General features: G+C 69.9%; 11 protein-coding genes and 1 tRNA gene. 7 read left to right on the top strand and 5 right to left on the bottom strand.

The window, feature by feature from the left end; genetic code table 11:
- Positions 1-155 precede the first annotated feature (155 nt).
- Positions 156-13,241, top strand: coding sequence for a filamentous haemagglutinin family protein (locus A6745_RS00125; RefSeq protein WP_066122093.1), 13,086 nt, complete (start codon positions 156-158; stop codon positions 13,239-13,241).
- 108 nt (positions 13,242-13,349) lie between these two features.
- A tRNA-Arg gene (locus A6745_RS00120) sits at positions 13,350-13,426 on the top strand.
- Positions 13,427-13,498: 72 nt separating this feature from the next.
- Here the strand turns inward: A6745_RS00120 and A6745_RS00115 are convergent.
- Both A6745_RS00115 and A6745_RS28475 read right to left on the bottom strand, forming a co-directional pair.
- Entirely contained in the window at positions 13,499-13,984 is a 486-nt protein-coding gene (locus A6745_RS00115; RefSeq protein WP_197488063.1) for a lysozyme inhibitor LprI family protein, read from the bottom strand.
- Between the two features lie 80 nt (positions 13,985-14,064).
- On the bottom strand, positions 14,065-14,496 hold the full coding sequence (locus A6745_RS28475; protein WP_156513231.1) for a hypothetical protein: 432 nt from the start codon (positions 14,494-14,496) through the stop codon (positions 14,065-14,067).
- Positions 14,497-14,738: 242 nt separating this feature from the next.
- Here A6745_RS28475 and A6745_RS00110 point away from each other — a divergent pair, with 242 nt between their 5' ends.
- The 5 genes from A6745_RS00110 (at position 14,739) to A6745_RS00090 (ending at position 20,382) form a co-directional block, all read left to right on the top strand.
- On the top strand, positions 14,739-15,233 hold the full coding sequence (locus A6745_RS00110; protein WP_066123600.1) for a MarR family winged helix-turn-helix transcriptional regulator: 495 nt from the start codon (positions 14,739-14,741) through the stop codon (positions 15,231-15,233).
- A 331-nt stretch (positions 15,234-15,564) separates the two neighbouring features.
- A complete protein-coding gene (locus A6745_RS00105) occupies positions 15,565-16,779 on the top strand; it encodes an ABC transporter substrate-binding protein (RefSeq protein WP_066122090.1) in 1,215 nt (404 codons plus the stop codon).
- 36 nt (positions 16,780-16,815) lie between these two features.
- On the top strand, positions 16,816-18,744 hold the full coding sequence (locus A6745_RS00100; protein ID WP_066122087.1) for an ABC transporter permease: 1,929 nt from the start codon (positions 16,816-16,818) through the stop codon (positions 18,742-18,744).
- A 31-nt stretch (positions 18,745-18,775) separates the two neighbouring features.
- Positions 18,776-19,552, top strand: a complete 777-nt coding sequence (locus tag A6745_RS00095; RefSeq protein WP_066122084.1) for an ABC transporter ATP-binding protein — start codon at positions 18,776-18,778, stop codon at positions 19,550-19,552.
- A gap of 56 nt (positions 19,553-19,608) precedes the next feature.
- On the top strand, positions 19,609-20,382 hold the full coding sequence (locus A6745_RS00090; protein ID WP_066123595.1) for an ABC transporter ATP-binding protein: 774 nt from the start codon (positions 19,609-19,611) through the stop codon (positions 20,380-20,382).
- Here the strand turns inward: A6745_RS00090 and A6745_RS00085 are convergent.
- The 3 genes from A6745_RS00085 to A6745_RS00075 all read right to left on the bottom strand — a co-directional run bounded on the left by A6745_RS00085 (position 20,372) and on the right by A6745_RS00075 (position 25,078).
- Complete coding sequence (locus A6745_RS00085; RefSeq protein ID WP_066122081.1) at positions 20,372-23,347, bottom strand: cytochrome c; 2,976 nt, start codon at positions 23,345-23,347, stop codon at positions 20,372-20,374. The genes A6745_RS00090 and A6745_RS00085 overlap by 11 nt on opposite strands.
- Positions 23,344-23,823: a (2Fe-2S)-binding protein gene (locus A6745_RS00080; protein WP_066122076.1), complete on the bottom strand. Its 480-nt coding sequence runs from the start codon at positions 23,821-23,823 to the stop codon at positions 23,344-23,346. The genes A6745_RS00085 and A6745_RS00080 overlap by 4 nt, the downstream gene beginning before the upstream one ends.
- Positions 23,824-23,920: 97 nt before the next feature.
- Positions 23,921-25,078, bottom strand: a complete 1,158-nt coding sequence (locus tag A6745_RS00075) for an FAD-dependent monooxygenase (protein WP_066122073.1) — start codon at positions 25,076-25,078, stop codon at positions 23,921-23,923.
- Positions 25,079-25,157: the final 79 nt, after the last annotated feature.

Genomic DNA, 25,157 nt, shown 5'->3' with positions numbered 1-25,157 from the left:
GATGGGCGGGCCGTCTCATGCGCGTTGTCAAAAAAAATTCATCTTTCGGGATGGCCGATCCGCGAGGTCCCAGACGACTAGGACAACAGTAGGGCGCCCGGCCGCATCGGCGGCAAGCGGGGCCCGCCTCTGTCCAAGCCCAGGATTCCCGCCTCATGTCCATGCCTGCCCCGACTTCGATCTCTTTGTCCCGCGTGTCCTTGCCCGGAAGCGGCGAGTCCCGTCCACGCCTGACGCCCCTGGCATCGGCCCTGGCCGTCCTGCTGATGGCGGGCGGCCTGGCCGGCACCGCGCAGGCGGCCGGCGGTGCCTGGTTCGCGCAGTCGGGGGCCGGCAAGACCCATGCGGCGTCGGGCGCGACGCGAGCGTTGCAGGGGCTGCCGGCCTCGCGCGGCACGGCCGAGCAGCAGGCGCAGTCGCGCCAGCAGTTGCAGCGCTCGCTGGACAACGTCAACCGCACGGTGTCGGCCATCGCCGCGCAGCAGGCCGCCCAGGCGGCGGCGCGTGACGCGGCGCGCGGCGCGGCTTCGGACGTGCCGGATGGCCTGGTCAAGGGCGGCCTGTGGGACAAGGATGCCGCGGGCAATGCGCTGGCCTGGAGCGGTGCTGAGCGCGCCCGGCAGACCGGCAACACGGTCAACATCAAGCAGACGGCCAGCCGCGCCATCCTGAACTGGGACACCTTCAACGTGGGCCGCAACACCACGGTGCAGTTCCAGCAGCAGTCGACCGACGCGGTGCTGAACCGCGTGGTGGGCGCTGACGCGAAACCCAGCCAGATCCAGGGCGCCATCAAGGCGGACGGCACCGTGATGGTGGTGAACCAGAACGGCGTGGTGTTCGGGCCGAACAGCCAGGTGGATACGCGCAATCTGGTGGCGGCGGCGGCCAATATCACCGACGACCAATTCCGCAATGGCGGGCTGTACCGCGACAGCGGCCCCACGTTCACCGATGCGCTGGGCGCGATCCGCGTGGAGCGCGGCGCGGCCATCAACACGGCCACGCCCTCCTCGGCCACGGAGGGGGGCGGCTATGTGCTGCTGCTGGGCGCGGAAGTCGCCAACGCCGGCGCCATCACGACGCCCAAGGGGCAGACGGCGCTGGCCGCGGGCGACCACTTCACGATCCGCCGGGGGCAGAGCACGGATGGCAATGCCGCGTCCACCACGCGCGGCAGCGAAGTGGTGCCCAGCTACGTGTCTGGCAGCCTGGCAGGTGCCGTCGAGAACAGCGGTCTGATCACGGCGGCCACGGGCGATATCACGCTGGCGGGCCGCAACGTGGCACAGCGCGGTGCACTGCTGGCCAGTACGTCGGTGGATGCGCGCGGCACGATCCACCTGAAGGCCACGGGCGCGAATGCCTCGGTCACGCTGGCCGAAGGCGCGACCTCGGCCATCCTGATCGACGCCAATGGCGGCTCCGCCCTGGACAGCCAGCGCGCCGGCCTGCTCGCGCCGGCGGTGGCCACCTCCAATGCCGATGCCTATGCCGCTGGCGACGACATCCGCTACCAGCCGCGCGTGGAGGTGACCAGCGCCGGCACGGTCGAATTCCAGAACGATTCCATGACGCTGGCCACGGGTGGCCAGATCGTGGTGTCGGCCGCGCGGCGCACACTGGTGCGCGATGGCGCCAGGCTCGACGTGGCGGGTGCCGTGGGCGTGCAGGTGGCGATGGCCTCGAACACCATTTCGGTCAACATCCAGGGCAACGAACAGCGCGACGCCTCGGTCAACCGGGATGGCGCCAAGCTGAACAACAGCGACGTGTGGGTGGACGTGCGTGACCTGGTGTTCGTGCCGGCCGGCACGGGCGGCTATGCGTCCGATCGCTGGTATACGGCCGGCGGCCTGCTGGAAGTGGGTGGCTATCTGGGCACGCGCAACCGCACGGTGGGCGAGTGGCTGGCGCAGGGCGGCATGGTGCGCTTCGGCGGCGATGGCGATCTGGTCACGCAGTCGGGTTCGCAGATCAACCTGTCGGGCGGCACGCTGGACGTGCAGAGCGGCTACGTGAACCTGTCCTGGCTGCGTGGCACGGACAACCGCCTGTACGAAGTGTCGCGCGCGCCGGGCGATCTGCTGTACCAGGGCATGTACCTGGGCTATGAGGACACGCACGAGCGCTGGGGGCACACCAGGTATTACCGCAGCCCGCTGATCGCGCCGGAGCGCCGCTACGAGCAGGGCTACACCGTGGGCCGCGACGCGGGGACGCTGGTGGTCGACGTGGCCCATGCGGTGCTGGAGGGCGAGCTGGTCGGCGATACGTATCAGGGCCTGCGCCAGGACCAGGCCGCGCAGATCGACGTGGAGGGCTTCCTGCAGACGCAGCGTGCGGCGGCGCGCGGCGCGCAGTGGGTGGTGGGGTCGTACGACGCGTACTACCTGAAGCGCAGCGGCCGCCTGCAATATGCGCTGGGCGCGGGCGATATCCAGAACGTGGTGCTCGGTGGCAACGCATCGGCCATCGCCGACGCGCTGGACCTGACGGCCGCCTTGCCCGAGGACCGCCAGAACCAGGTCTATCTGGACGCGGGACTGTTGACCCGCTTCAGGCTGGGGGCGATCCGCATCGGCGCGGCCGATGGCATCCAGGTCGATGGCGCGCTGGAGGCCTTGCCCGGTGGCGAGATCGTGCTGTATGGCAATACGGTCACGGTCAATGCCGACCTGACGGCCCGGGCCGGCACGATCCGCGTGGGCAATGTGCTGAAGCAGATCGGCGCCAACAGCGCCGTCGAGGATCGTGCCGTGACCGCCGGCGTCGCGCCGGGCACGGTCACCATCGGACAGGACGTCACGCTGGACGCCAGCGGCCTGTGGGGCAACCTGCGCCTGGCGCCGCAAGAGGGCCATGGCGCCTTGCCGTACCTGAACGGCGGCACGGTGGCGGTGCGAGGCATGGGCGATGTGACCCTGTCCGCGGGCAGCGTGGTGGACGTGTCCTCGGGCGGCGCCATCCTGGCCGACGGCAAGCTGCGCGGCGGCAAGGGCGGCAACGTCAGCCTGATGGCCGATACGGGCGGCCTGGGCGATGCCAGCGGCCTGCTCACGCTCGACGGCCTGGTCCGCGGCCATGGCGTGTCGGGCGGCGGCACGCTCCAACTGGAGTCCGGCTCGTCCATCGCCATCGGCGGCGAGCTGCTGGAAACGGCGGGCGTGCTGGGAGCGGGTGAGACCGCGCCGGTGGACCTGGTCACGTTGCAGGACGTCCTGGTGCAGGCCGGGGCCCCGCTGCCGATCGACACGGCGTTCACGATGGACGTGGTGCTGCCGGGCATCGCCATGCCCGCGGCCAATCTGCGAGCTTCGGCCGCGCAACCCCTGGTGCTGGCGGCGGACTGGCAGCCGCCACGGCCCGGCAGCTCGGGGGGCAATTACGGCTTGTTCCTGGGCAGTGGCGGTTCCGTCAGTGTGCAGGTCTCGGGCGATATTCCGGTCATTCCCGCGGGCACCGCCATTGTGGGTTTTTTCGGCAGCATCGCCCAGGGCATGCAGTCCTACGTGCCGTCCGCCGAGGTCTTTCCCAACGGCATTCCCATCCAGGCCTCGCCGGTGGTGTATCGCGCGGGCGCCGCGGCGCCCCAGGCCGTCACCTACGCGTCCGGCACCCGCCTGCCGGCGGGCGTGCAGCTTGGCCAGGCGGTGCTGGTGCAGTCGCCGATGGCGTTGGATCCGGCCGTTCTGCAGACCGGCTTTGCCGCCTATGACATCAATGGCCACCTGGGCGTGGGCGTGGCCCGTGGGGCGCGGGTCGCCGCGGCGATGCCGGTCTATCGGCCCACGGCGGGCGTGCAACTGGCCGGCAACGCGGCCCAGGCGCTGGAGGTCTGGACGCCGCCGGCCTATCTCGAGGACCCCGCGGCGGGCGTGCTGATACAGCGCCAGGGCGCCGGCCTGACGCTGCGCGCCGAGCGATTGAGAGTGGGCGGCGGTCTGTATGTCGGCCAGGGGGCCGTGCTCGGCGTGGATCCGGGCGCGACGCTGTCCCTGCTGGGCGGCACGGGCACCAGCGTGAATATCGACGGAACGCTGCAGGCCTCGGGCGGCACGATCCGCATCGGCTTCGACGAACGGTCGCTGACTCCCGGCGAGCAGCAGACATGGCACCAGCGCGCCATTCACCTTGGCGGCACCGCCGTGCTGGACGTGGCGGCGCGCGCGCAGGTGCGGCAGGACGTGCAAGGCAACTGGTACGGCATCGTTCCCGATGGCGGCAGCATCCAGATCGGCGGTACGCAGGACTGGGCGGACACCGGCGAAGCGCAGGCCCCGCAACTGGCCATCGTGGTGGACCGGGGCGCGTTGCTGGATGCGTCGGGTGCATCCGGGGCGTTGACGATGGCGGGCAAGACCGCAGTGGCGGCCAGCGCGGGCGGATCCATCGTGCTGAAGTCCGCGTACAGCCTGTACCTGGATGGCACGATGCGCGCGGCATCGGGCGGCGCGCAGGCCGAGGGGGGCGTGCTGGCCGTGGCGCTGGAAACGCCCTTGCTGGCAAACCTGCCGGCGGCTGAGAACCTCATCCGCGCCCCGCGCGAGTTCATCCTGTCGCAAGCCTACCGCGACAGTTCGCCGGGCGACGCGCCATTGCGGTATGGGGTGGCCAGCCTCAGCGTGGACCAGGTGCGGGCGGGCGGCTTCGACAGCCTGTCGCTGCTGGCCGATGGCGTGCTGTCCTTCGACGGCGACGTGGCGCTGGAGATGCGCCGCAGCCTTGAACTCTATGCGGGCGCCTATGCGCTGTCCGATGCCGCGTCCGATGCGTCGCGCATCGCGCTGTCCGCGCCGTACGTGCGCCTGGCCGCGCCTACGCGTGCCGCCGGCGCCACGGGCAGCAACAACGAGATACTGCCCACGGTCACGGCCAAGGCGGGCGATCCGACGCGCCTGAGTGCCGCCGCCATGTCCATCTCGGCCGGCATGATCGACGTGCGCGATCGCGTGGCCTTCGGCGTCAGCGGAACGCTGAGGCAGGCCGGTCCCGACCTGCTGGTGGACCGTCGCGGCTTCGAGCGCGTGGATATCGCTAGCCGGGGGGATCTGCGCTTGCTGGGCGGATCGTCTCTCAACGGCCTGGGCGGCGACTTCACGACCGAGCTGGCCTCGGCGGGCGACCTCTTCCTCACCGCCGCGCAGATCTATCCGGCCACGGGCGTCGTCGCGCGGATCCGCGCGGCAGGCACGTTGTCGATCGCCCGGGCCGAAGGCGCCACGCCGGACTTGCCCTGGTCCGCCTTCGGCAGGCTGACCTTGGCGGCCAACGAGATCCTGCAAGGCGGTATCGTGCGTGCCCCGATGGGCTCGCTGACGATCGGCGCGCAAAGCACGAAGCGTATCGAGCTGCTGCCGGGCAGCATTACCTCGGTCAGCGGCGCGGGATTGGTGATGCCTTATGGCGGCACCGTGGACGGGCAAAGCTATCTGTACGCGGGCAACGAGGTCCGGACGGCGTTGGACGCCAGAAAGGGCGAAGGCGCGCTGGGCATCTCGCTGATGGCGGGCAGCATCGTGGGCGATGCCGGCGCCACCTTGGACGTGTCCGGTGGCGGAACGCTGACGGGCGCCGGGTTCGTGACCGGCCGGGGCGGGTCGGTGGACGTGCTGAACACTCCGCTGGCCAGCGTGAGCCCGGCCTATGCCTATAGCGATGCGGGCAATGCGGTGTATGCCATCGTCCCCACCGCCACGGCGCGCTATGCACCCCTGGCCGCCGAGGCGGGCGCCGGAGATCCCGCGATCGGGCAGCGGATCACGCTGGCGCAGGGCGTTCCTGGCCTGCCCGCCGGCACCTACACCTTGCTGCCGTCCACCTATGCATTGCTGCCCGGCGCGTTCCGCGTCGAACTGGGCGGCGCCGCGCCGGGCTCATCTCGCCAGGTCGCGCTGCGCGACGGCTCTTACGCGGCATCGGGCACGCTGGGCTATGCCGCCACGGATATCAAGGCCGGCATTCCCACGCAAGTGCTGCTGACGCCCGCCGATACGGTGCGCAAGCTGGCCACCTACAACGAAACCGGCCTGAACAGCTACCTGCGCGAGGCCAGTACGCGCCTGGGCGGCCTGCGGGGCTGGGTCAGCGACGACGCCACCACGCTTACGTTGAACTACACCCAGGTCATCCGCCAGGAGGGCCTGCCCATGCTGGCGTTCGACGGCATCGCGAGATTCGCCGCCGTGGCCAATACCGATGGCCGCAGCGGCACGCTGGCCGTGGCGGGCTCCAAGATCGACATCCATGGCGGCAGCATCGAGCCGGCCTATGTCGATGAGGGAACCGAAACCTCCGTCCCCAAGACGGCCGTGATCGCCGCCGAGGCGCTCAATGCTTTCCATGCTCCGCGCATGATGGTCGGGGGCACGCTCGCCATGAACAGCGGCGACACGTATGCGGAGATATCCGGCACCGGTGCGGTGCGCCTGCGCAGCGGCGCGACGCTTGCGGGCACGGAAGTCTTCGTCGTGGGCAATGCGATCACCATCGAGCAGGGGGCGGTCATCGACACGCGGGGTCGCGGCCTGCCCGACTACGACAGCGACAGCGGCGTCACCTACGCCACCAACGGCAGCAACCCGACTTCGGTCCTGGTAGTCTCCAATGGCCGGATCAACGTGCTCGCACCCGCCAGCAGCGGCAACACGGTGACCATCGGCAATTGCCTGGACACGTCCTGCACCGGCGCCACGGCCTTCTACAGCGACGGCACGCTCGCCCTGGCCACCGGCGGCGACCTGGCGCTGGCCGATAGCGTGCGCTATGGCGCCAAGCACCTGGTGCTGTCGGCATCGTCGATCAACCTGGGCGGCACGCAGGCCCTGGCCGATGCGGCCGCCGCGGGCGCCTTGCCGTCCGGCCTGACGATGAACCAGTCCGTGCTGGACCGCCTCCTGGCGGGCAACGCGGGCGAGAACATCGCGGCCTTGCAATCGCTCACGCTGAATGCGCGCGAATCGGTCAATGTGTACGGCGCCCTGTCGCTGGACACGACGTCCGCCTCGGGTTCGCTGGGCAGCCTGATGCTGGGCGCGCCGGCCATCTATGGCTACGGGCAGGCGGGCGACATCGCGACCATCCGTACCGGAGAGTTCACCTGGGCGGGAGCCGTGGCCTCGCGCGTCACCGCGGTGGACCTGCCCGCGTACACCGGCGCGGCCATGGCCGGCCGCCTGGGCACGGGCACGCTGGATATCTTCGCGCAACGTATCGTGCTGGGTGATCTTCCCACCAGCCGGCCCGACGGCACCCAGCAGGCCGAGCGCATCTCGCTGGGATTTTCCGCGCTGAACCTGAGCGCCAGCGAGCGGTTCTCGGTGGGCGGAAACGGCCTGCTGCGGGTGTTCCAGCAGCAGGGCGAGTACGTGGCCGGACAGGGCTATACCCGCACCGGCGGTGCGCTGAACATCGTCACGCCGCTGGTCACGGGCCGGTCGGGGGCGGTGGGTGCGATCATCGCGGGCGGCAGCATCGCGCTGTCGCGCAGCGGCGACAGCGCGGCTGCACAAGCGGTGAACGACCTGGGCGCGCGCCTGTCGCTGACCGGGCAATCCGTTTCCGTGGACACCACGGTGGCCTTGCCGTCGGGCCGCCTGGCCGTGTCCGCCGAGGGCGGCGTGTCGCTGGGCGGCCAGTCCGTCATCGACGTGGCGGGCCGCGAGACCGTCCTGATCGATGTGTCGCAATACAGCTGGGGCGGCGACGTGGCGCTGACCAGCGCCAACGGCGCGGTGACGCAGGCAGCGGGCTCGCTCATCGATCTGCACGCCATCAACAACCGTGCGGGCACGTTGGCGGTGACCGCGCTGGGCGACGGCGGGCAGGTGACGCTGGACGGCGACTTCCGGGGCGCGGCTTCGGGGCAGTACGCCACGGGCGGCAGCGTGGTGCCCTACGCAAACGGCCAGATCACGGTGCGTGCCAATACGCTGGCCGACTTCACGGGTCTGAACACGAGGCTGAATGCCGCGCAGATGACCGGCGCGCGTGGTTTCCAGATCCGCCAGGGCGACCTGGTGGTGGGCGACGAGGTGCGGGCATCGGATGTCTCGATCAGCGTCGACAACGGCAGCCTGACCGTGAACGGCCGCATCGACGCCAGCGGCTGGGAGGTCGGCAGCATCCGCCTGGCGGCGGGCCGCGACCTGATCGTCAATGGCACGCTGGACGCCCATGGCACCGGCCTGCGCCTGGACAGCTACGGCAAGATCATAGACAGCCCCAACCGCGCCATCGTCGACCTGACCAGCCGCGACGGCACGCTGACGCTGGCCACGGGTGCGGCCATCGACCTGCGCGCGGGCACCGACGTGCCCGTGGGTGCGGGCCAGAACGACGGGGTGGCCCGCGGTACGCTGGACCTGAACGTGCGGCGCGTGGGCACGAACGACGCGGCCATCCAGGTAGGCACGCCCGCGATCCAGGGCGCGTCGCAGATCGCCGTGAACGCCTTCCGTACCTATGGCGATGCGGACCTGACGCAGGCCGCGACGCCAGACGTTTCCGGCACCCGTGCGCACCTGATCGACCAGGCGTTCTTCGACACGGTCGTCGATCCGCACAACACCACCTACATGAATGCCGCGCTGGCCAATACGGCGCTGGGGTCCCGCCTGACCGGACTGGGCGGCTATCACCTGCGGCCGGGCGTGGAGATCCGCGCCAGCGGCAACCTGACGCTGACCAGCGACCTCGACCTGTCGAACTACCGCTATGGTCCCGAGGCCGACCGCACCAACGCCGCGCGCCGCGGCTATGGCGAGCCGGGCGTGCTGGTGCTGCGCGCCGGTGGCGACCTGACCCTGAACGGCAGCATCAACGACGGCTTCGCACCGCCTGCCGGCACGGACGAGGTGCGGGTCGACGACGGCTGGATCCTGACGCAGGGCGCCATGGTGAACGGGCAGCCCGAGCCCACAGTGTTCGGCAACGGGGTCGTCGTGCCCATCGACAGCGTGCAGCTCGAGACGGGCACGATATTCCCGGCGGGCAGCACGCTGAACTACGACCTGCCCGCGCAGGGCGTCTCGTTGCCCAACGGCACCGTGCTGCCCGTGGACATGACACTGGCCAGCGCGATGACCTTGCCGGCCGGCACCGTGCTGGCCGGGACCATCTATGCGGCCGATGGCTCGGTGGTCCATGCGGCGGGCACCGTCCTGCCGCAGGCCCTCGACCTGTCGCCCGGCATGACGCTGGGCGCGGGCACCACGGTGCGCGGGTTGTCGACGACATTCGCCGCGTTCACCTGGCCGCGCAACACCCGCCTGCCCGTCGCGTTGACGGCCAGCGGACGCCTGACGCTGGCGCGCGGGTCGCTGATTCCGTCGATGACGCGCCTGCTGCTGCCCGATGGCGAAGCCATCAATCTGCGCCCGGATGCGGGCGAGCATCAGGGACATAACTGGGCGGTCGCACCCATGCTCGGAACGGGCGCCACCAGTTGGGACCTGCGCCTGGTGGCGGGGGCGGACCTTGCGGCGGCCGATACGCGCGCCACGCTGCCTGGCAAGGGCGCGCTCGTGCTGGGCGATGCGCACGTCATGGCGGTATCGGCGGGCGGCGGCACCGGCCTGGTCTGGGGACCGGACGGGGCGGCATGGTGGGGCTTCGAAGAGGGGACGCCCGTTACCCAGGACTTGATCGACTGGGGATTCTGCGACGGTAGCGATGCCCTGTGCGTGACCGATCCCGCGCGTATCACTTACGTATATGGCCCCGCTGCCCCGGAGATCGGAGCCGTGCCAGGAGATCCCATCGAGCAGGTCATCATCGATAACGGGTACTGCGATTGGATGCCGGATCTGTGCATTCAGCAGATCAACCCGGTCAAACTGGTCAAGACGCCCATGTCTCCCCTGTTCAGCGTGGTGCGCACCGGCGCCGCCGATCTGGACCTGATGGCGGGCGGGGATATCCGCATGGAGTCGGCCTACGGGGTCTACACGGCGGGCCGGCAATCGGCGGCACTGACCGACGCCTCCGGCGCCGACCCCTACAACCTGGCGCGCAGCGCCCAGGCCGCCGGGCCCAACGCCAGCCAGTATGCGGATGCGCTGGCCGCCTGGCAGGCCTGGTATCCGGAGCAGGGCGGCAACCTGATGGTGCATGCCGGGGGGGATCTCGTCGGCGATATCTGGGGCAACACTTCCCAGAAGAACACGCATGGCGCCAGTTCGGCAGTGGGCAACTGGCTGTGGCGCCAGGGCACGGGCAGCACGGAAGGCGTGGAAGACATCGCGACCGCGTGGTGGATCAATTTCGGCGCCTACGCCCGCCCGCGCGGCGTCACGAACAACGACTTGCCAGTGGTGGTGGGCTTCACGGGCCTGGGCACGCTGGGCGGCGGGGATGTCTCCATCTCCGTGGACGGCGATGCCGGCATGCTGACCCGACGTGGCGACGGCCGCGCTGAAACGCAGCCGCGCAGCCAGGGCCTGGTGGTGGCGGTGGGTTCGACCGGTCGCGTGACGGACGATGGCCGTCTGGTGCTGACGGGCGGGGGCGACTTGTCGCTGCGTATCGCAGGCCGCCTCAATCCCGCGCTGGCGGCGGCGCAGTTGAATGAGTACGGCAACACGCAGAATGGCGACCTGAACGGTGTGATCACCAATCTGCGCGGCCTGACCGCGATGCGGGCCAGCGCAGTCGGCGGCGTGCAACTGGCCTATCGCGCTGGCGTCAATGCCTCGTTGGGCAACAGCGCCGACTTCATGGAGACGCGTGCCGTAGACCCCTACGTGGCCACGATCGCCAATAGCCAGGCTGGCATCACGCTGATGCCGGGCGACTCGGCCATGTATGTGGATACGCTGGGGGACCTCGTGCTGAACGCGGCGGGAGATGCCGGACGGGTCTCGACAGCCGATCTGTCGCCGTTGCGCATCAATGGGACGTCGTACGCCACGGGCCAGTCCTGGTTCTCGCTGTGGACGCCGAACACGGCGCTGCATCTGTTCGCCGCCGGGGGCAACCTGACGCCGGACGCGTCCCCCACGGATATCCGCGCGGTCGTCGAGGGCACCAACCTGAACCGGGCCGATGGCGTGATCGTCTATCCGTCCATTCTCGAGGCCACTGCCGCCACGGGCAGCGTCTACCTGGGTTATTCGACCACGGGCACCCTCAACCGGGCCGGCGCGCTACCGGGCCTGCTGTTGGCGCCGTCATCGCAAGGCTCGCTGTCGCTGCTGGCCGGCGATTCCATTTACGCTGGCGGATATAGCCTTGCCCGTTCCGGCGCGGATACGGCGCTGCCCACGCCGCTCGATCCCGCCTTCGCGCTGTTCGCGGGCACTACCGTGGTCACCAATGCCAGCCTGCAAGGGTCACTCGAAACCAGTGGCATGCCGCTGCGCGCGGCGGAGGATGCGCTGCCCCTGTTCGCCTTCGGCGCCGATACCGCGGGCGAGGTGAACGTCAACGGCGGCGTCACGCGTGTCCATGCCCGCGATGGGGACATCATCGGGCTGAACCTGGGCACGATGAAGACCTACACCGCGACCACGGGCCGCGTGCCGCTGACCTGGTACCGCTCGGCAGGCGTGCTGTCGATGCAGGCCGGCCGCGACATCGTGCGATCCAGCGTCGTCGCGATCAACGCCGACGCCACCGACGTGGCGCGCGTCGCGGTGGGCCGCGACCTGATCCACAGCACGCTGACGGTGGCGGGCCCTGGCCTGCTGGAAGTCAGCGCGGGACGCCACGTCCTGATGCAGGACAAGGCTTCGATCACCAGCCTGGGGCCTGTGGTGGCGGGGGATACGCGACCGGGCGCCGGCATCACGGTGCTGGCGGGCACGGGGACGAACGGGCCGGACTACGCGGGTTTCATCGACCGCTACATCGACCCCGCCAACCAGGCCGTCACCGGTATTGCGCTGGCCGGCCAGCCGGGCAAGGTGGTGACGTACTACGGGGGCGAGTTGACGCTGGCGCAATGGCTGGCGCGCGAGTTCGGCTACGACGAAGCGCGCGATGGCGATGCGCAGGTCTATCTGCGCATGCAGCAGGCCGTGGCGGACGCGCGCTACCAGCAGGCCACGGCGTCGGGCGAATCCGCCAGCCGCCGCGACCTGTCCCGCGAATACACCCAGGAAGGCCAGTCTCATTTGGTGAACTGGTTGCGGAACCGCTTCGGCACGGCCAATGGCGAGGGTGTGGTTTTCGACGCCGCCACGATGGATGCCCGTGCCTTCTTCGACGCCCTGCCGGCCGCGCAGCGCAACGTGTACGCGCGCCAGGTGTACTTCGCCGAGCTGAAGGCGGGCGGACGCGAGTACAACGATGCCGACGGCGTGCGCTACGGCAGCTACCTGCGCGGCCGCAACGCCATCGCGGCACTGTTCCCAGAACAGGCGGCATCCGGCGATGCCGTGCGCTACGACGGCGACATCATCATGTACGGCGGCTCGGGCGTGCACACGGCCTTCGGCGGCGATATCCAGATGCTGACCCCGGGTGGCCGGCAGGTGCTGGGCATCGAAGGCGTGTCCCCGCCGTCCACGGCCGGCGTGGTCACGCAAGGGCAGGGCGACATCCAGTTGTATTCGCTGGGCAGCATCCTGCTGGGCCAGAGCCGCATCATGACGACCTTCGGCGGCAGCATCCAGGCCTGGTCGGCCACGGGCGACATCAACGCGGGCCGGGGCTCCAAGACCACGGTGGTCTACACTCCGCCCAAGCGCGTGTACGACGACGCGGGCAACGTGACGCTGTCGGTGGACGTGCCCAGCACGGGCGCCGGCATCGCCACGCTGGCGCCGATTCCGGACGTGCCGCCAGGCGACGTGGACCTGATCGCGCCGCTGGGCACCATCGATGCGGGCGAGGCGGGTATCCGCGTGTCGGGCAACGTCAACATCGCGGCATTGGCGGTGGTGAACGCGGCCAACATCCAGGTGCAGGGCGAGTCCAAGGGCATTCCGGTGACGGCGGTAGTGAACACCGGCGCGCTGTCCAACGCCAGCGCGGCGGCCACCAGCGCGGCCACGGCCGCCCAGGATGCCGTGGCGCGCACGCGGGCCGCGGCGCAGCAGGCGCTGCCGTCCATCATCAGCGTGCAGGTGCTGGGCTTTGGTGACGGGCCGGCGGGAGGCGGTAGTGCTCCCGCAGGACAACGCCGGGATCCTGTGTCCTCGGGGCAGAGCGGGGCGCTGCAGGTGCTGGGGGCTGGCGAACTGAGTCCCGCACAATTGGCTCGGTTGTCGCCGGCAGAACGGGAGCGTCTGGGGATGTAATGAGGGGGAGAGGCGGATACAGCGCGCCATGCCGGACTATTTTTTCCATAGCATGACGAATCATTGGACAAATCCAAAAATGCTGCTATAATTTCGCCTCTTCACAAAGCGCCCGTAGCTCAGCTGGATAGAGTACTTGGCTACGAACCAAGGGGTCAGGAGTTCGAATCTCTTCGGGCGCGCCAGTTACAAAGAAAAAAGGGTCTCCAAATCTGGAGGCCCTTTTACTTTTCGGCTTGTCTTTGTGCCCGCTACCGCTACTGCGCCGTCGTCGGGCAGCTCAGGTCGCCTTCCTCGCACTGCATGTAGCTTTCCAGCGTTTCCACGCGGCGACGCGTCTGCTGTTCCAGGCATTGCGCGGTCACCAGCGGTTGCGCGGTGCCGCCCGTGGTGCCCGCGCTGACGAAAGCGCATTCGGCGTCGCGAAAGCCGATCCACGCGCGCTGCGCCTGGCGCAGGTGCCCGGCGCGGGCCGGGTCCTTCTTCAGCCGCCCCATCAGTTTGTCGTAGGCCGTGTTCAGTTCCGCATCGGTGGCCTTGTAGGCCTCTTGCGAGCACTGGTTCATCTCGGCCTGGGTCGTGGCGTTGTCGCACGACATGGCCGTGGCGGCCCGCGCGGTGCCCATGATGGCGCCCGCGGCGAGGCCGATGGCGAACGACAGGGCCAGGGTCAGACTCAAACTGCGCTTGCGCATGGGCGGCTCGCTTTCGATGGAAGACGTGGGCTGCGCCATGAAAAGCATCGCTTTTCCGGCGAGCAGGGTTCAGCCGATTCTATGGGCGGCAAGGGGCCTGGGATGGCAAGCGGACCTTTCTCTTTGTGTCAGCGCGATGCGGCCGTTGATAAGCGGGCGCCACGCGCCGGGGGGCCGCGCGCTCGACGCAGACCGCGCGCGCCCGGTTCCATCTGGCGGATGTCGCATCCGGACGTGTTCTTCGCGGCCGCCACGGGCGCGTTCTGCACCGCGGCCATCAGCTTGCCGACTTGGCGCGGCGTTCCAGGTCGTATTGCACGGCCGCGGTCGCGGTCCATCCCACCCTCGAACCGGGATCGGGCGCCCTGCATGATGAGTCGGTGGCCGCGAAAGCACCTTGGCGAGTCGCTGCCGACCATGGCCAGGCAGTCTGGCGATCCGACGCCATGCTGGACTTTGTTGCATTTCTCGCAGGCTGGCGCGCTGTTCCAGGTCGTCGATCCGCCGTGAACCAGGTCGTGGCGGGTCCAGTCCTGGCTGTCGTGACCGGATGAGGCCATGTGTGGTGTTCCGTGTCGAACTCAGCGCAGCAATTGCCGCGCGACGTCGGTGGCGGCGGCCCGCATGTCGGCGATCAGCGCGTTGGCCTGTGAGAGGCTGCCGCGACAAGTCGCACGCCTGCGCGCGCCAGCGCATCGCCGGCCCGGCCGCGCCGACGCATGCGTCGGTATACTGCCGGCAGGCCCGCGCGTGGCACTCGCGCGCGGGCCGCTCCGCCACGCTACTGCCCACGCCATCGTCCATGCCCCGTTCCAAGGAAGCATCGCGTCCCTCCTGCGGCCCAGACACGTCCGGTCTGTCCTACCAGTTCCCCGACCAGGTCGGCCATCTGCTGCGCCGCGCCTATCAGCGGCACATGGCGATCTTCCAGCAGACCATCCCCGATTCCCAACTGACCGCCGCGCAGTTCGTGGTGCTGTGCGCCGTGCGCGACCGGCAGGCGTGCTCGCTGGTCGAGGTCGTGAAGGCGACCGCCATCGACCAGGCCACGGTGCGCGGCGTGATCGAGCGCCTGAAGGCGCGCGAGCTGCTCGAGGTCTCGCATGATCCGGCCGACCGCCGCAAGGTGCTGGTCACGCTGACCGACGCGGGGCGGTCGCTGGTGGCGGAAATGGTGCCCTTCGCCCAGCGCATCACGGAAAGCACGTTCGGGGACCTGAATCCCGGCGAGCGCGTGGCCATCGTCTACTTGTTGCGCAAGATGAGCGAGATGGACGGCGCGGGCGCGCCCTCGTAACGAAAAATCGTGGCCGCTCAGGGTAAGTCCTAGGTCTTGAATTAAGCGTCAACGCTCGAATTTCCCTGATCGGGCATGCCCCGGAACAGGGCGGCGACACAAGGAAATGCCCCACGACGGGGCGGAAAATATAGCCTTAACACGCTGATTTATCGTCAATATTCGGGTTATCCCCTAGGGTTCCAAATATCCATCCCATTACCATGGTTATGAGGGATAATTGACCCAAGTCAATGCAAAATTTGAGTGTGTACGCTTTATCAGCGTGAGCCGCGCCGCCAACCGGACCGCACTCTGCGCATCGGCGCCGTCACTCTTCAAGGGGAAAACAATGAACGGTCGTATTCGTACTCTGCGCGCCCTGTCGGCCGCGGGCCTGGCCTGGTTCGCCATGGCGGCCACTGCGTCGTGGGCGCAGGGCACCATCAAGATCGGCGAGATCAACAGCTACAAGGCGCAGCCCGCCTTCCTGGATCCGTACCGCAAGGGCATGCAGCTGGCCCTGGACGAGGTCAACTCGGCGGGAGGCGTCAACGGCAAGAAGCTCGAACTGGTCATCCGCGACGACAACGCCAATCCCGGCGAGGCCGTGCGCGCCGCCGAGGAACTGGTCTCGCGCGAACGGGTCGACGTGCTGACGGGCTCCTTCCTGTCGCACATCGGCCTGGCCCTGACCGACTACGCCAAGCAGAAGAAGGTGTTCTTCCTGGCCAGCGAGCCGCTGACCGACAAGATCACCTGGGAGAACGGCAACCGCTACACGTACCGCCTGCGCACCTCCACCTATGTGCAGGTGGCGATGCTGGTGCCCGAGGCCGTCAAGCTGAAGAAGAAGCGCTGGGCCATCGTCTATCCCAACTACGAGTACGGCCAGTCGGCCGTCGCCACCTTCAAGACGCTGATGAAGGCCGCGCAGCCCGACGTCGAGTTCGTCGCCGAGCAGGCTCCGCCGCTGGGCAAGGTCGACGCCGGCAGCGTGGTGCAGGCCCTGGCCGACGCCAAGCCCGATGCCATCTTCAACGTGCTGTTCGCGGCCGACCTGGCCAAGCTGGTGCGCGAGGGCGAAACGCGCGGCCTGTTCAAGGACCGTCCCGTGGTCAGCGTGCTGAGCGGCGAGCCCGAATACCTCGATCCGCTGCGCGACGAGACGCCCGAGGGCTGGGTCGTCACGGGCTATCCCTGGCAATTCATCGATACGCCCGAGCACCAGGCCTTCCTGAAGGCCTACCAGGACAAGTTCAAGGACTATCCGCGCCTGGGCTCCGTGGTGGGCTACAGCGCGATCAAGTCGCTGGCCGAGGGCATGAAGCGCGCTGGCTCGGCGGACACCGAGGCCATGATCAAGGCGTTCGCCGGCCTGAAACTGACCATTCCGTTCGGACCCATCGAATACCGCGCGCTCGATCACCAGTCCACCATGGGCGCCTACGTGGGCAAGCTGGGCAAGCGCGACGGCAAGGGCGTGATGGTCGATTTCCGCTATGTCGATGGCGGATCGGTCATGCCGTCCGACGACGAAGTGCGCAAGCTGCGCAAGGGCGACTGAGGCCATCGCGCCTCGCTGATCAGGTGGTGTGCTGCCATGGATTTCACCGGTTTTCTCGCGCAGTTGCTCAACGGCCTGGCCGAGGCATCGTCGCTGTTCCTCGTGGCCGCGGGGCTGTCGCTGATCTTCGGCGTCACCCGCATCGTCAACTTCGCGCACGGCTCGCTGTACATGCTGGGCGTGTACGTGGCGTATTCGGTCGTCGAGCACATCGGCGGCTCGGCGCTGGGGTTCTGGTTCGGCCTGCTGGCCGCCTCGGTGCTGGTGGGCGTGTTCGGCGCGCTGGTCGAGATCCTGCTGCTGCGGCGCATCTACCGCGCCCCCGAACTGTTCCAGTTGCTGGCGACGTTCGCGCTGGTGCTGGTGATCAACGACGCCGCGCTGTGGATCTGGGGCGCTGAAGACCTGCTGGGCCGGCGCGCGCCGGGGCTGACCGGCGCCATCGACCTGCTGGGCAGGCAGTATCCCGTCTACAACCTGGTGCTGATCCTGATCGGCCCGGTGGTGCTGGGCCTGCTGTGGCTGCTGCTGACCCGCACGCGTTGGGGCACCCTGGTGCGCGCCGCCACGCAGGATCGCGAAATGCTGGGCGCGCTGGGCGTGAACCAGGCCTGGCTGTTCACCAGCGTCTTCGCGCTGGGCGCCATGCTGGCCGGACTGGGTGGCGCCGTGCAGCTGCCGCGCGAGCCCGCCAGCCTGGGGCTGGACCTGCGCTCCATCGGCGATGCCTTCGTCATCGTGGTGGTGGGCGGCATGGGGTCCATTCCCGGCGCCTATGTGGCGGCGCTGATCATCGCCGAACTCAAGGCGCTGTGCATCGGCCTGGGCAACGTTGCGCTGTTCGGCATCGACGTGTCGTTCTCCAAGCTGACGCTGGTGGTCGAGTTCCTGTTCATGGCGCTGGTGCTGGTGTTCCGGCCCTGGGGCCTGTTCGGCCGGCCGCAGGGCGCCAGCCGCAATTCGGCGCCGGCCGAGGCGCCGCTGCGTCCCGCGTCCGGCGGTGTCCGGGCGCTGGGGCTGGTGCTGCTGGCGGCGCTGATCGTGCTGCCGCTGCTGGACACGTGGCTGCCGTATGCGCCGGTGCTGGCCCAGGACATCCTGATCGCCGCGCTGTTCGCGCTCAGCCTGCATTTCATCATGGGGCCGGGCGGCATGCATTCGTTCGGCCACGCGGCGTATTTCGGCCTGGGCGCCTACGGCGCCGCGCTGCTGCTGAAGGCCGCGGCGCTGCCGATGGGAATGGCGCTGGTGTTCGCGCCGTTCGCCGCGGCGGCGGGCGCGCTGGTCTTCGGCTGGTTCTGCGTGCGCCTGTCGGGCGTCTACCTGGCCATGCTGACGCTGGCGTTCTCGCAGATCGTGTGGTCCGTGGTGTTCCAGTGGGATGACTTCACCGGCGGGTCCAATGGGCTGATCGGAGTGTGGCCGGCCGACTGGCTGTCGGGCAATGCCTACTACTACCTGGTGCTGGGCCTGGCCGCGTTGTCCATGCTGGTCCTGCGCCGCATCCTGTTCGCGCCGTTCGGCTATGCGCTGCGCGCGGGGCGGGATTCCATGCTGCGCGCCGACGCCATCGGCATCGACGTCAAGCGCGTGCAATGGGCCGCGTTCGTGCTGGCCGGAACGTTCGCGGGGCTGGCGGGGTCGCTGTTCGTCTTCTCCAAGGGCAGCATCTCGCCCGACGCGATGGCCGTGGGCAAGTCGGTCGATGGCTTGGTGATGGTGCTGCTGGGCGGCATCCAGACGCTGGCCGGCCCGGTGGTGGGCGCCGCGGCGTTCAACGTGCTGCAGGACTACGTGATGCGGCTGACGGAATACTGGCGCGCGCTGCTGGGCGGCGTGATCCTGCTGCTGGTGCTGGCCTTCCCGCAGGGCATCGCCGGCGCGTTCCAACAGCTGGCGCAGCGCCTGGGCCGCCGCGGCGGCAACAACCATGGCCTGTCGCTGGGTGCGCAGAAGCAGGCATGAGTCAACGCGCGCAGCGCACGGAGGTGCACCAATGAGCTTGCTGGAAGTCAGGGATCTCAACAAGTCCTTCGGCGGCGTGAAGGCCGTCAACGGCATCAATTTCGACCTGGCCGCCGGCGAACTGCTGGCCCTGATCGGACCGAATGGCGCGGGCAAGTCGACCACCTTCAACATGGTGGGCGGGCAGTTGCCGCCCAGTTCCGGGTCGATCACGCTCGACGGCCAGGAGCTTACCGGCATGCGTCCGCGCGATATCTGGCGCCTGGGCGTCGGCCGCACCTTCCAGATCGCGGCCACCTTCGCGTCGCTCACGGTGGCCGAGAATATCCAGATGGCGCTGCTGTCGCATCACCGCCGCATCTTCTCGCTGTGGTCGCAGGCCGGCCGCCAGTATCGCGGCCAGGCGCTCGACCTGCTGGAGCAGGTCGGCATGCGCGACCAGGCCGACAGGCCCTGCAGCGAGCTGGCCTACGGCGACGTCAAGCGCGTCGAGCTGGCCATGGGCCTGGCCAACGATCCCAAGCTGCTGCTGATGGACGAGCCCACCGCCGGCATGGCGCCGAAGGAGCGCAACGAGCTGATGGCGCTGACCAAGCGGTTGGTGGTCGATCGCCGCATGGCGGTGCTGTTCACCGAGCACAGCATGGACGTGGTGTTCGCGTACGCGGACCGCATGATCGTGCTGGCGCGCGGCAGCCTGATCGCGCAAGGCAGCGCGCAGGACATCCGCAATCACCCCAAGGTGCAGGAGGTCTACTTCGGCACCGGCAAGACGTTCGAGAAACCCGCCACGGGAGTGCCAGCATGAACCTGCCGAGCCGCCCCGAGGGCGAACACCGCGGCGCGCCGCGCGAAGGTATTCCAATGAGCGCCGTTGCGCAGACTTCCATCGAGGCCGGCCATGCCGCGTCCGCCGGGCCACTGCTGCAGGTCCAGGGCCTGAACGCCTGGTATGGCGCGGCGCACATCCTGTTCGACGTGGGATTCGAGGTGCGCCGCGGCGAGGTCGTGGCGCTGATGGGGCGCAACGGCGCCGGCAAGTCCACCACCATCAAGGCCGTGATGGGCCTGCTGGCCCGCCGCACCGGCCGCATCGGCTTCATGGGCCAGGACATCACGAACCGCCAGCCCTACGAGATCGCGCGCATGGGCCTGGGCTTCGTGCCCGAGGACCGCCGTGTCTTCACGGACCTGAGCGTGGCCGAGAACCTCGAGGTGGGCCGCCAGCCGGCGCGGCGCTGGCCCGATGGGGCCGAGGCCAGGCACTGGACGCCGCAGGCCTTGTACGAGCTGTTTCCCAACCTGGGCGCCATGCAGGACAGGCCCGGCGGCCAGATGAGCGGCGGCGAGCAGCAGATGCTGACGGTGGCGCGCACGCTGATGGGCAACCCCTATCTGGTGCTGCTGGACGAGCCGTCCGAGGGCGTGGCGCCCGTCATCGTCGAGCAGATGGCCCATATGATCCTGGCCCTGAAGGCGCAAGGCGCCAGCATCCTGCTGTCCGAGCAGAACGTGCATTTCGCCGAGCTGGTGTCGGATCGCGCCTATGTGCTGGAGAAGGGACAGATCCGTTATTCCGGCACGATGGCGGAACTGGCGGAAGACGAGGCCGTGCGGCGCGCCTATCTCACTGTGTAGCGGCCAGGCCTCGCGCCGCGGCGCGCAGCTCGCCCACGCGGCCGGCCACGTCCGTCCAGGCCGGCCGTTGCGGCGCGAAGCGCACGCGCATGTAGTCCACCAGTTGCGCCACCTGTGCATCGTCCAGGCTGCCGCCGAAGGCGGGCATGTATCCCAACCCCTCGCCGGCGGGGTCCGCGATGCCGTTCAGGATGACCTGGATCAGGTTGTCGGGCTTGTCGCTGTGCAGGTTGGTGTTCAGCGCCAGCGACGGCCGCGCGCCGAACAGCGGGGCGGCCGCGCGGGTCTCGTGGCAGGCCGCGCATGCACCCTGGAACAGGCGTTCGCCGCCGGTGGGGAACAGCCGGGCATCCGGCGCCGAGGCCTGTTCCAGCGTGTTTACCGCGGCCGCCTGCGCGGCAGCCTCGGGCGCGGGCGGATTCAGCGAGGCCAGGTACACCGCCATGGCGCGCACGTCCTGGTCGGGCAGCTCGGCCAGGCCATGGATGACGGGCGCCATCGGCCCGGCCGCCACGCCATGGCGTTCGGAGAAGCCCGTGCGCAGGTAGGCGTAGAGGTCGTCCTCGGTCCACGGCACCGGGGCGCGCGACAGCCCGTTCAGGGCCGGCGCTTCCCAGCCTTCGGCTTCGCCGCCGGCCAGCAGGGCGGAGAGGCCCTTGCGCTCGGCGCCCAGCGCGTTGCGCGGCGTGTGGCAGGCGCCGCAGTGGCCCGCGCCCTGCACCAGATAGGCGCCGCGGTTCCAGGCCAGCGATTGCGCCGGATCGGGCTGGTAGACCTGGCCGTCGTGGAACAGCAGGTTCCAGCCGGCCATCAGCGGCCGCAGGTTGTAGGGGAAGGCGAGGCGGGTCTCGGGCGGCTCGCTGCGCACGGCCGGCTGCGACATCATGTACGCATACAGCGCCTGCATGTCCGCCTCCGTCAGCTTGGCGAACGACGTGTACGGGAAGGCCGGATAAAGCTGCCGACCGTCGCGGTGCACGCCCTGGCGCATGGCGCGGTCGAAGGCGGCATACGACCAGTTGCCGATGCCGGTATCGGCGTCGGGCGTGATGTTGGTGCTGTAGATCGTGCCGAACGGCGTATCCAGCGCCAGCCCGCCCGCATTGGGCGTGCCGCCCGGCGCGGTGTGGCAGACCACGCAGTCGCCGGCGGCCGCCACCAGGCGGCCCCGTTCGATGGCCTGCGCGGAGTACAGGCTGAGGTCGGGCGCTGACACGGGGGCGATGGCGCCGCGCCACGGCAGCGCGGACATGATCAGGCCGGCGGCCGCGGCGGCGGCGCCGCCCAGCCAGGCATACGCGGATCGCCGCAGGCGCCTGGGCCGGTCCGCCGCGGCCAGCGACCGCCGGGCCGCGGCGCTGTCGAAGGGCGGGGCGCGCAGCCGCACGCCGGTGGCGTCGTAGATGGCATTGGCGACGGCCGCCGCGGCGGGCAGGGTGGCGGCATCCGACCAGGGCGCGGCGATCGGCGCCACGGCATCGCCGGCCGGCGCGATGCCGCCGGCGGGGGCGAGAAGGTCGACGGCCAGCGGCGGCGCGGCCTCTTCCCGCGCGGCGCGCGAGGACCCGCCGTCGAACGGCGCCTGGCCCGGCAGCAGGCGCCCCGCGGCGTCGCGAATGCGCGCGGCTGCCAGCGCGGCGGCCAACGCGGCGGTTGGCGCGCCGGGCGCCGTCCGCGCATCGTGGACGCCGTCGTTATCGTGGACGCCGTCGGCATCGTGGCCCACGACCACCCGCGACAGCGCGACGGCGCCGCTGTCGGCGTCCACGGCCACTTCCGCCACCCAGGCCGACCAGACGCGGCGCGCCGGTTCGGCGCTGTCGTCCAGCGTGCAGGCATAGGCGAAGCCGCGGCCCGTGCGGGCAGGGCGTTGCGCGGGGGCGCGCGAGGCGGCGGGTTCGCCATCGATGCCGGGCCATTGCGCCTGCCGGGCGACGCGCCGCACCAGCGCGGCGCCGCGCGCATCGTCCAGGTGCTGCAGGCGATACGCGACGGGATCGACGCCCGCCGCCGCAGCCGCTTCGTCGATGAAGGATTCCAGTGCGAACACGCGCGCCGGCTGCGTGGCCGCCCACAGCGCCGGCGACGCGTCCAGCGGGGCCCGCGCGGACAGGCCCACGCTGGCGTCGGCGAATGCGTAGTGCGGCGCCATGTGCCGGGGCGGCGGTGGCGCGACGCCATCCTGCCGGGCCAGCAGGCGCGCCATCGAGGGCCGCGCCACGCCGCTGCCGTCATCCTGCCAGTCCAGCGTCGCGATGGCGCCGCCCGCGTCCAGCGCGGCGCGCAACGTGTGCGCGGCGACGGGCATGCGCGGCGCGTGCGTTGCCGGCACGCGCACCGGGCGCCCCACGGCGTGCGCCAGCAACGATGCGTCAGCCGCGGCGTCCAGGGCGCAGGGGTGCGCGCGCTGCCCGGACGGCAGGGCATGGATGCGATCGGCGGGCAGGTTCCACAGCCGCGCCAGGTCGGCGCGCAGGGTGGCGGCCGGGGCGGCTGCCCAGACCATGAGATCGCCGTCCCGCCAGCTTGCGATGGCCCAGGTCCCCGCCTGGTCGACCGCCGGGACGGGCCATGCATACGTCGCCTGCAGCGTCGCGCCGCCGTCATGGCGGCCTTGCGGCGCCGGCGCGCCGGCCTGGCGCCGCCATGCGGCCGCGCGGGCGTTGGAGGCCTCGCCCTCGTCCCAGTCCAGCGCCAGGCGGGCGCCGGCCTGCCGGGCCAGTTCGGGCGTGGCGGCCACCACGCCCACGAAGCTGCCTTCCGCCACGACCGCGACCAGTCCGGTCATGCCCTGCAGGCCCGACCGGTCGATGGCGCGCAGCCGCGGGCCTGTGTAGCGGCTGCCGTCCCAACTGCCCCCGTCAGGCCGCAGCACGGCGCCGTGCAGCACCAGCGCCCCGCTGGGCGGCGCCAGGTCGGAGGCCCCCGCGGCCCGCATCGCGGCGCCAGGACGCGGCGCCGTCATGCCAGTCCCCGCGCGGCGGCGGCGCGCACGGCGGCCAGGATCTCCAGGTGCGTGCCGCAGCGGCACAGGTTGTATTGCAGCGCCTGGCGGATCTCGTCTTCGGTGGGATGCGGATTGTGCAACAGCAGGGCCTGCGCGCTCATGATCATGCCGTTCAGGCAGTAGCCGCATTGCGCGGCCTGGTGATCGATGAAGGCCTGCTGCACGGGGCCAGGGGCGCCGCGCGTGCCCAGCCCTTCCAGCGTGGTGATGGCGCGGCCCTGCACGCCGCGGATGGGCACCACGCAGGACCGCGCGGCCATGCCGTCGACCAGCACCGTGCAGGCGCCGCATTCGCCGAGCCCACAGCCGAACTTCGGTCCGTTGAGGGCCAGGTCGTTGCGCAGGACGTACAACAGGGGCGTATCGGGCGCCGTGTCGACCGTATGCGTGGCGTGGTTGACGGTGATCGTATGCGTGCGCGGCGTTGCGGTCATGGGCGGAGACGGCGATGCAAGCAGGGACTGTATCCGGCGCCGTCCCGCCAGGCCACGGGGATTTTCCCTGTGGGCCGGCCGGGCGGACGCGCGGGGCTCAGGCGGCGCTGCGGCGCGGCGCGCTCTCGACCAGCGGCACGTCGAACACGTCGTAACCGAAGCACCAGTCGGGGTTCTCGTTGGTGCGCAGCCAGGTGTTGTCGTGCGAGACCTTCTGCACGCGGCCCGCGCGTTCGGCGCGGTTGGCCTCGTACAGCCGGAAGGCGGCCTCGTGGTCGGACAGGCCCGCCTGCTGGAAGATGCGGGTCAGCATGGCGGCGTCCTCGATGGCCATGGCCGCCCCTTGCGCCATGTGCGGTTTCATGGGGTGGCACGCATCGCCCAGCAGCACGATGCGGCCTCGGCTCCAGAGGGGCAGCGGGTCGCGTTCAAGCAGAGGCCACTTCGTGACTTCGGGCGTGTGCTCGATGAGGGCCTGGACAGTGGGGTGCCAGCCGTCGAAGGCGTCGCGCATGGCCTGCACGCTGCTGGGCACCCAGCTCTTGGCCATGTCCCATTCGGCTTCGGGCACGCCCGTGACGTAATAGATCTCGTCGCGGCGGCTGGTGACGAAATACACCATCATGTGGCGGTCGTCGGACCACCACTTCACGCACATGTCGAAGGGCAGCGTGCCGCTGTCCAGCGGCGTGGGGAACACGGCGCGGTGTCCGACGTAGCCGGTGTACTTGGGAGGCTCGGGGCCCAGCAGGTGCTCGCGCACGCGAGAATTCACGCCGTCGGCACCGATGACGATGTCGGCCTCATCGACCGTGCCGTCCGCGAATTCCAGCCGCACGGCATCGCCGAGGTCGTCGATCTTCGCCAGGCGCTTGCCGAAGCGCAGCACGCCCGGGGGCAGGGCCTGCGTCATCAGCGCATGGAAGTCGCCGCGGTGCACGGTCAGGTAGCTGGCGCCATAGTGCGACAGGGCGTAGTCGCCCAGCGGAATGCGGGCCAGTTCCTCGCCGGTCTTCCAGTGGCGGCTGTACCAGAAGTCGGGGTGCGAACCCTGGCGGTTCAGTTCGTCCTCGATGCCGATGGCGCGCATGATCTTCATGACGTTGGGCCCCAGGTGAATGCCCGCGCCCAGCCGCGAGAAGGCCGGGGCCTGCTCGTACAGTCTGACGTCGAACCCCGCCCGCGCCATGAGCGCCGCGCCCGCGGTGCCGCCCAAGCCGGCGCCGATCACTGCGATTCTGGGTTTGCCTTGCACGATGTTTCTCCTGGAAAAGCGGCTTCGGACGGCCGGCGGATAGTAAAAACAAGTGTACACACTCAAATTTTTGAAGTAA

The sequence above is a fragment of the Bordetella ansorpii genome, from assembly GCF_900078705.1.
In the GTDB taxonomy this organism is placed as follows: Bacteria; Pseudomonadota; Gammaproteobacteria; order Burkholderiales; family Burkholderiaceae_B; genus Bordetella; species Bordetella ansorpii_A.
This window is presented reverse-complemented; position numbering and strand designations above follow the sequence as displayed.

Bases quoted from the DNA above. Each gene is read 5' to 3' on its own strand.
- A6745_RS00115 (WP_197488063.1), bottom strand. From the start codon at position 13,984: ATGCTTTTCATGGCGCAGCCCACGTCTTCCATCGAAAGCGAGCCGCCC.
- A6745_RS00125 (WP_066122093.1), top strand. From the start codon at position 156: ATGTCCATGCCTGCCCCGACTTCGATCTCTTTGTCCCGCGTGTCCTTG.
- A6745_RS00100 (WP_066122087.1), top strand. From the start codon at position 16,816: ATGGATTTCACCGGTTTTCTCGCGCAGTTGCTCAACGGCCTGGCCGAG.
- A6745_RS00095 (WP_066122084.1), top strand. From the start codon at position 18,776: ATGAGCTTGCTGGAAGTCAGGGATCTCAACAAGTCCTTCGGCGGCGTG.
- A6745_RS00110 (WP_066123600.1), top strand. From the start codon at position 14,739: ATGCCCCGTTCCAAGGAAGCATCGCGTCCCTCCTGCGGCCCAGACACG.
- A6745_RS00105 (WP_066122090.1), top strand. From the start codon at position 15,565: ATGAACGGTCGTATTCGTACTCTGCGCGCCCTGTCGGCCGCGGGCCTG.
- A6745_RS28475 (WP_156513231.1), bottom strand. From the start codon at position 14,496: ATGGCCTCATCCGGTCACGACAGCCAGGACTGGACCCGCCACGACCTG.
- A6745_RS00090 (WP_066123595.1), top strand. From the start codon at position 19,609: ATGAGCGCCGTTGCGCAGACTTCCATCGAGGCCGGCCATGCCGCGTCC.
- A6745_RS00080 (WP_066122076.1), bottom strand. From the start codon at position 23,823: ATGACCGCAACGCCGCGCACGCATACGATCACCGTCAACCACGCCACG.
- A6745_RS00085 (WP_066122081.1), bottom strand. From the start codon at position 23,347: ATGACGGCGCCGCGTCCTGGCGCCGCGATGCGGGCCGCGGGGGCCTCC.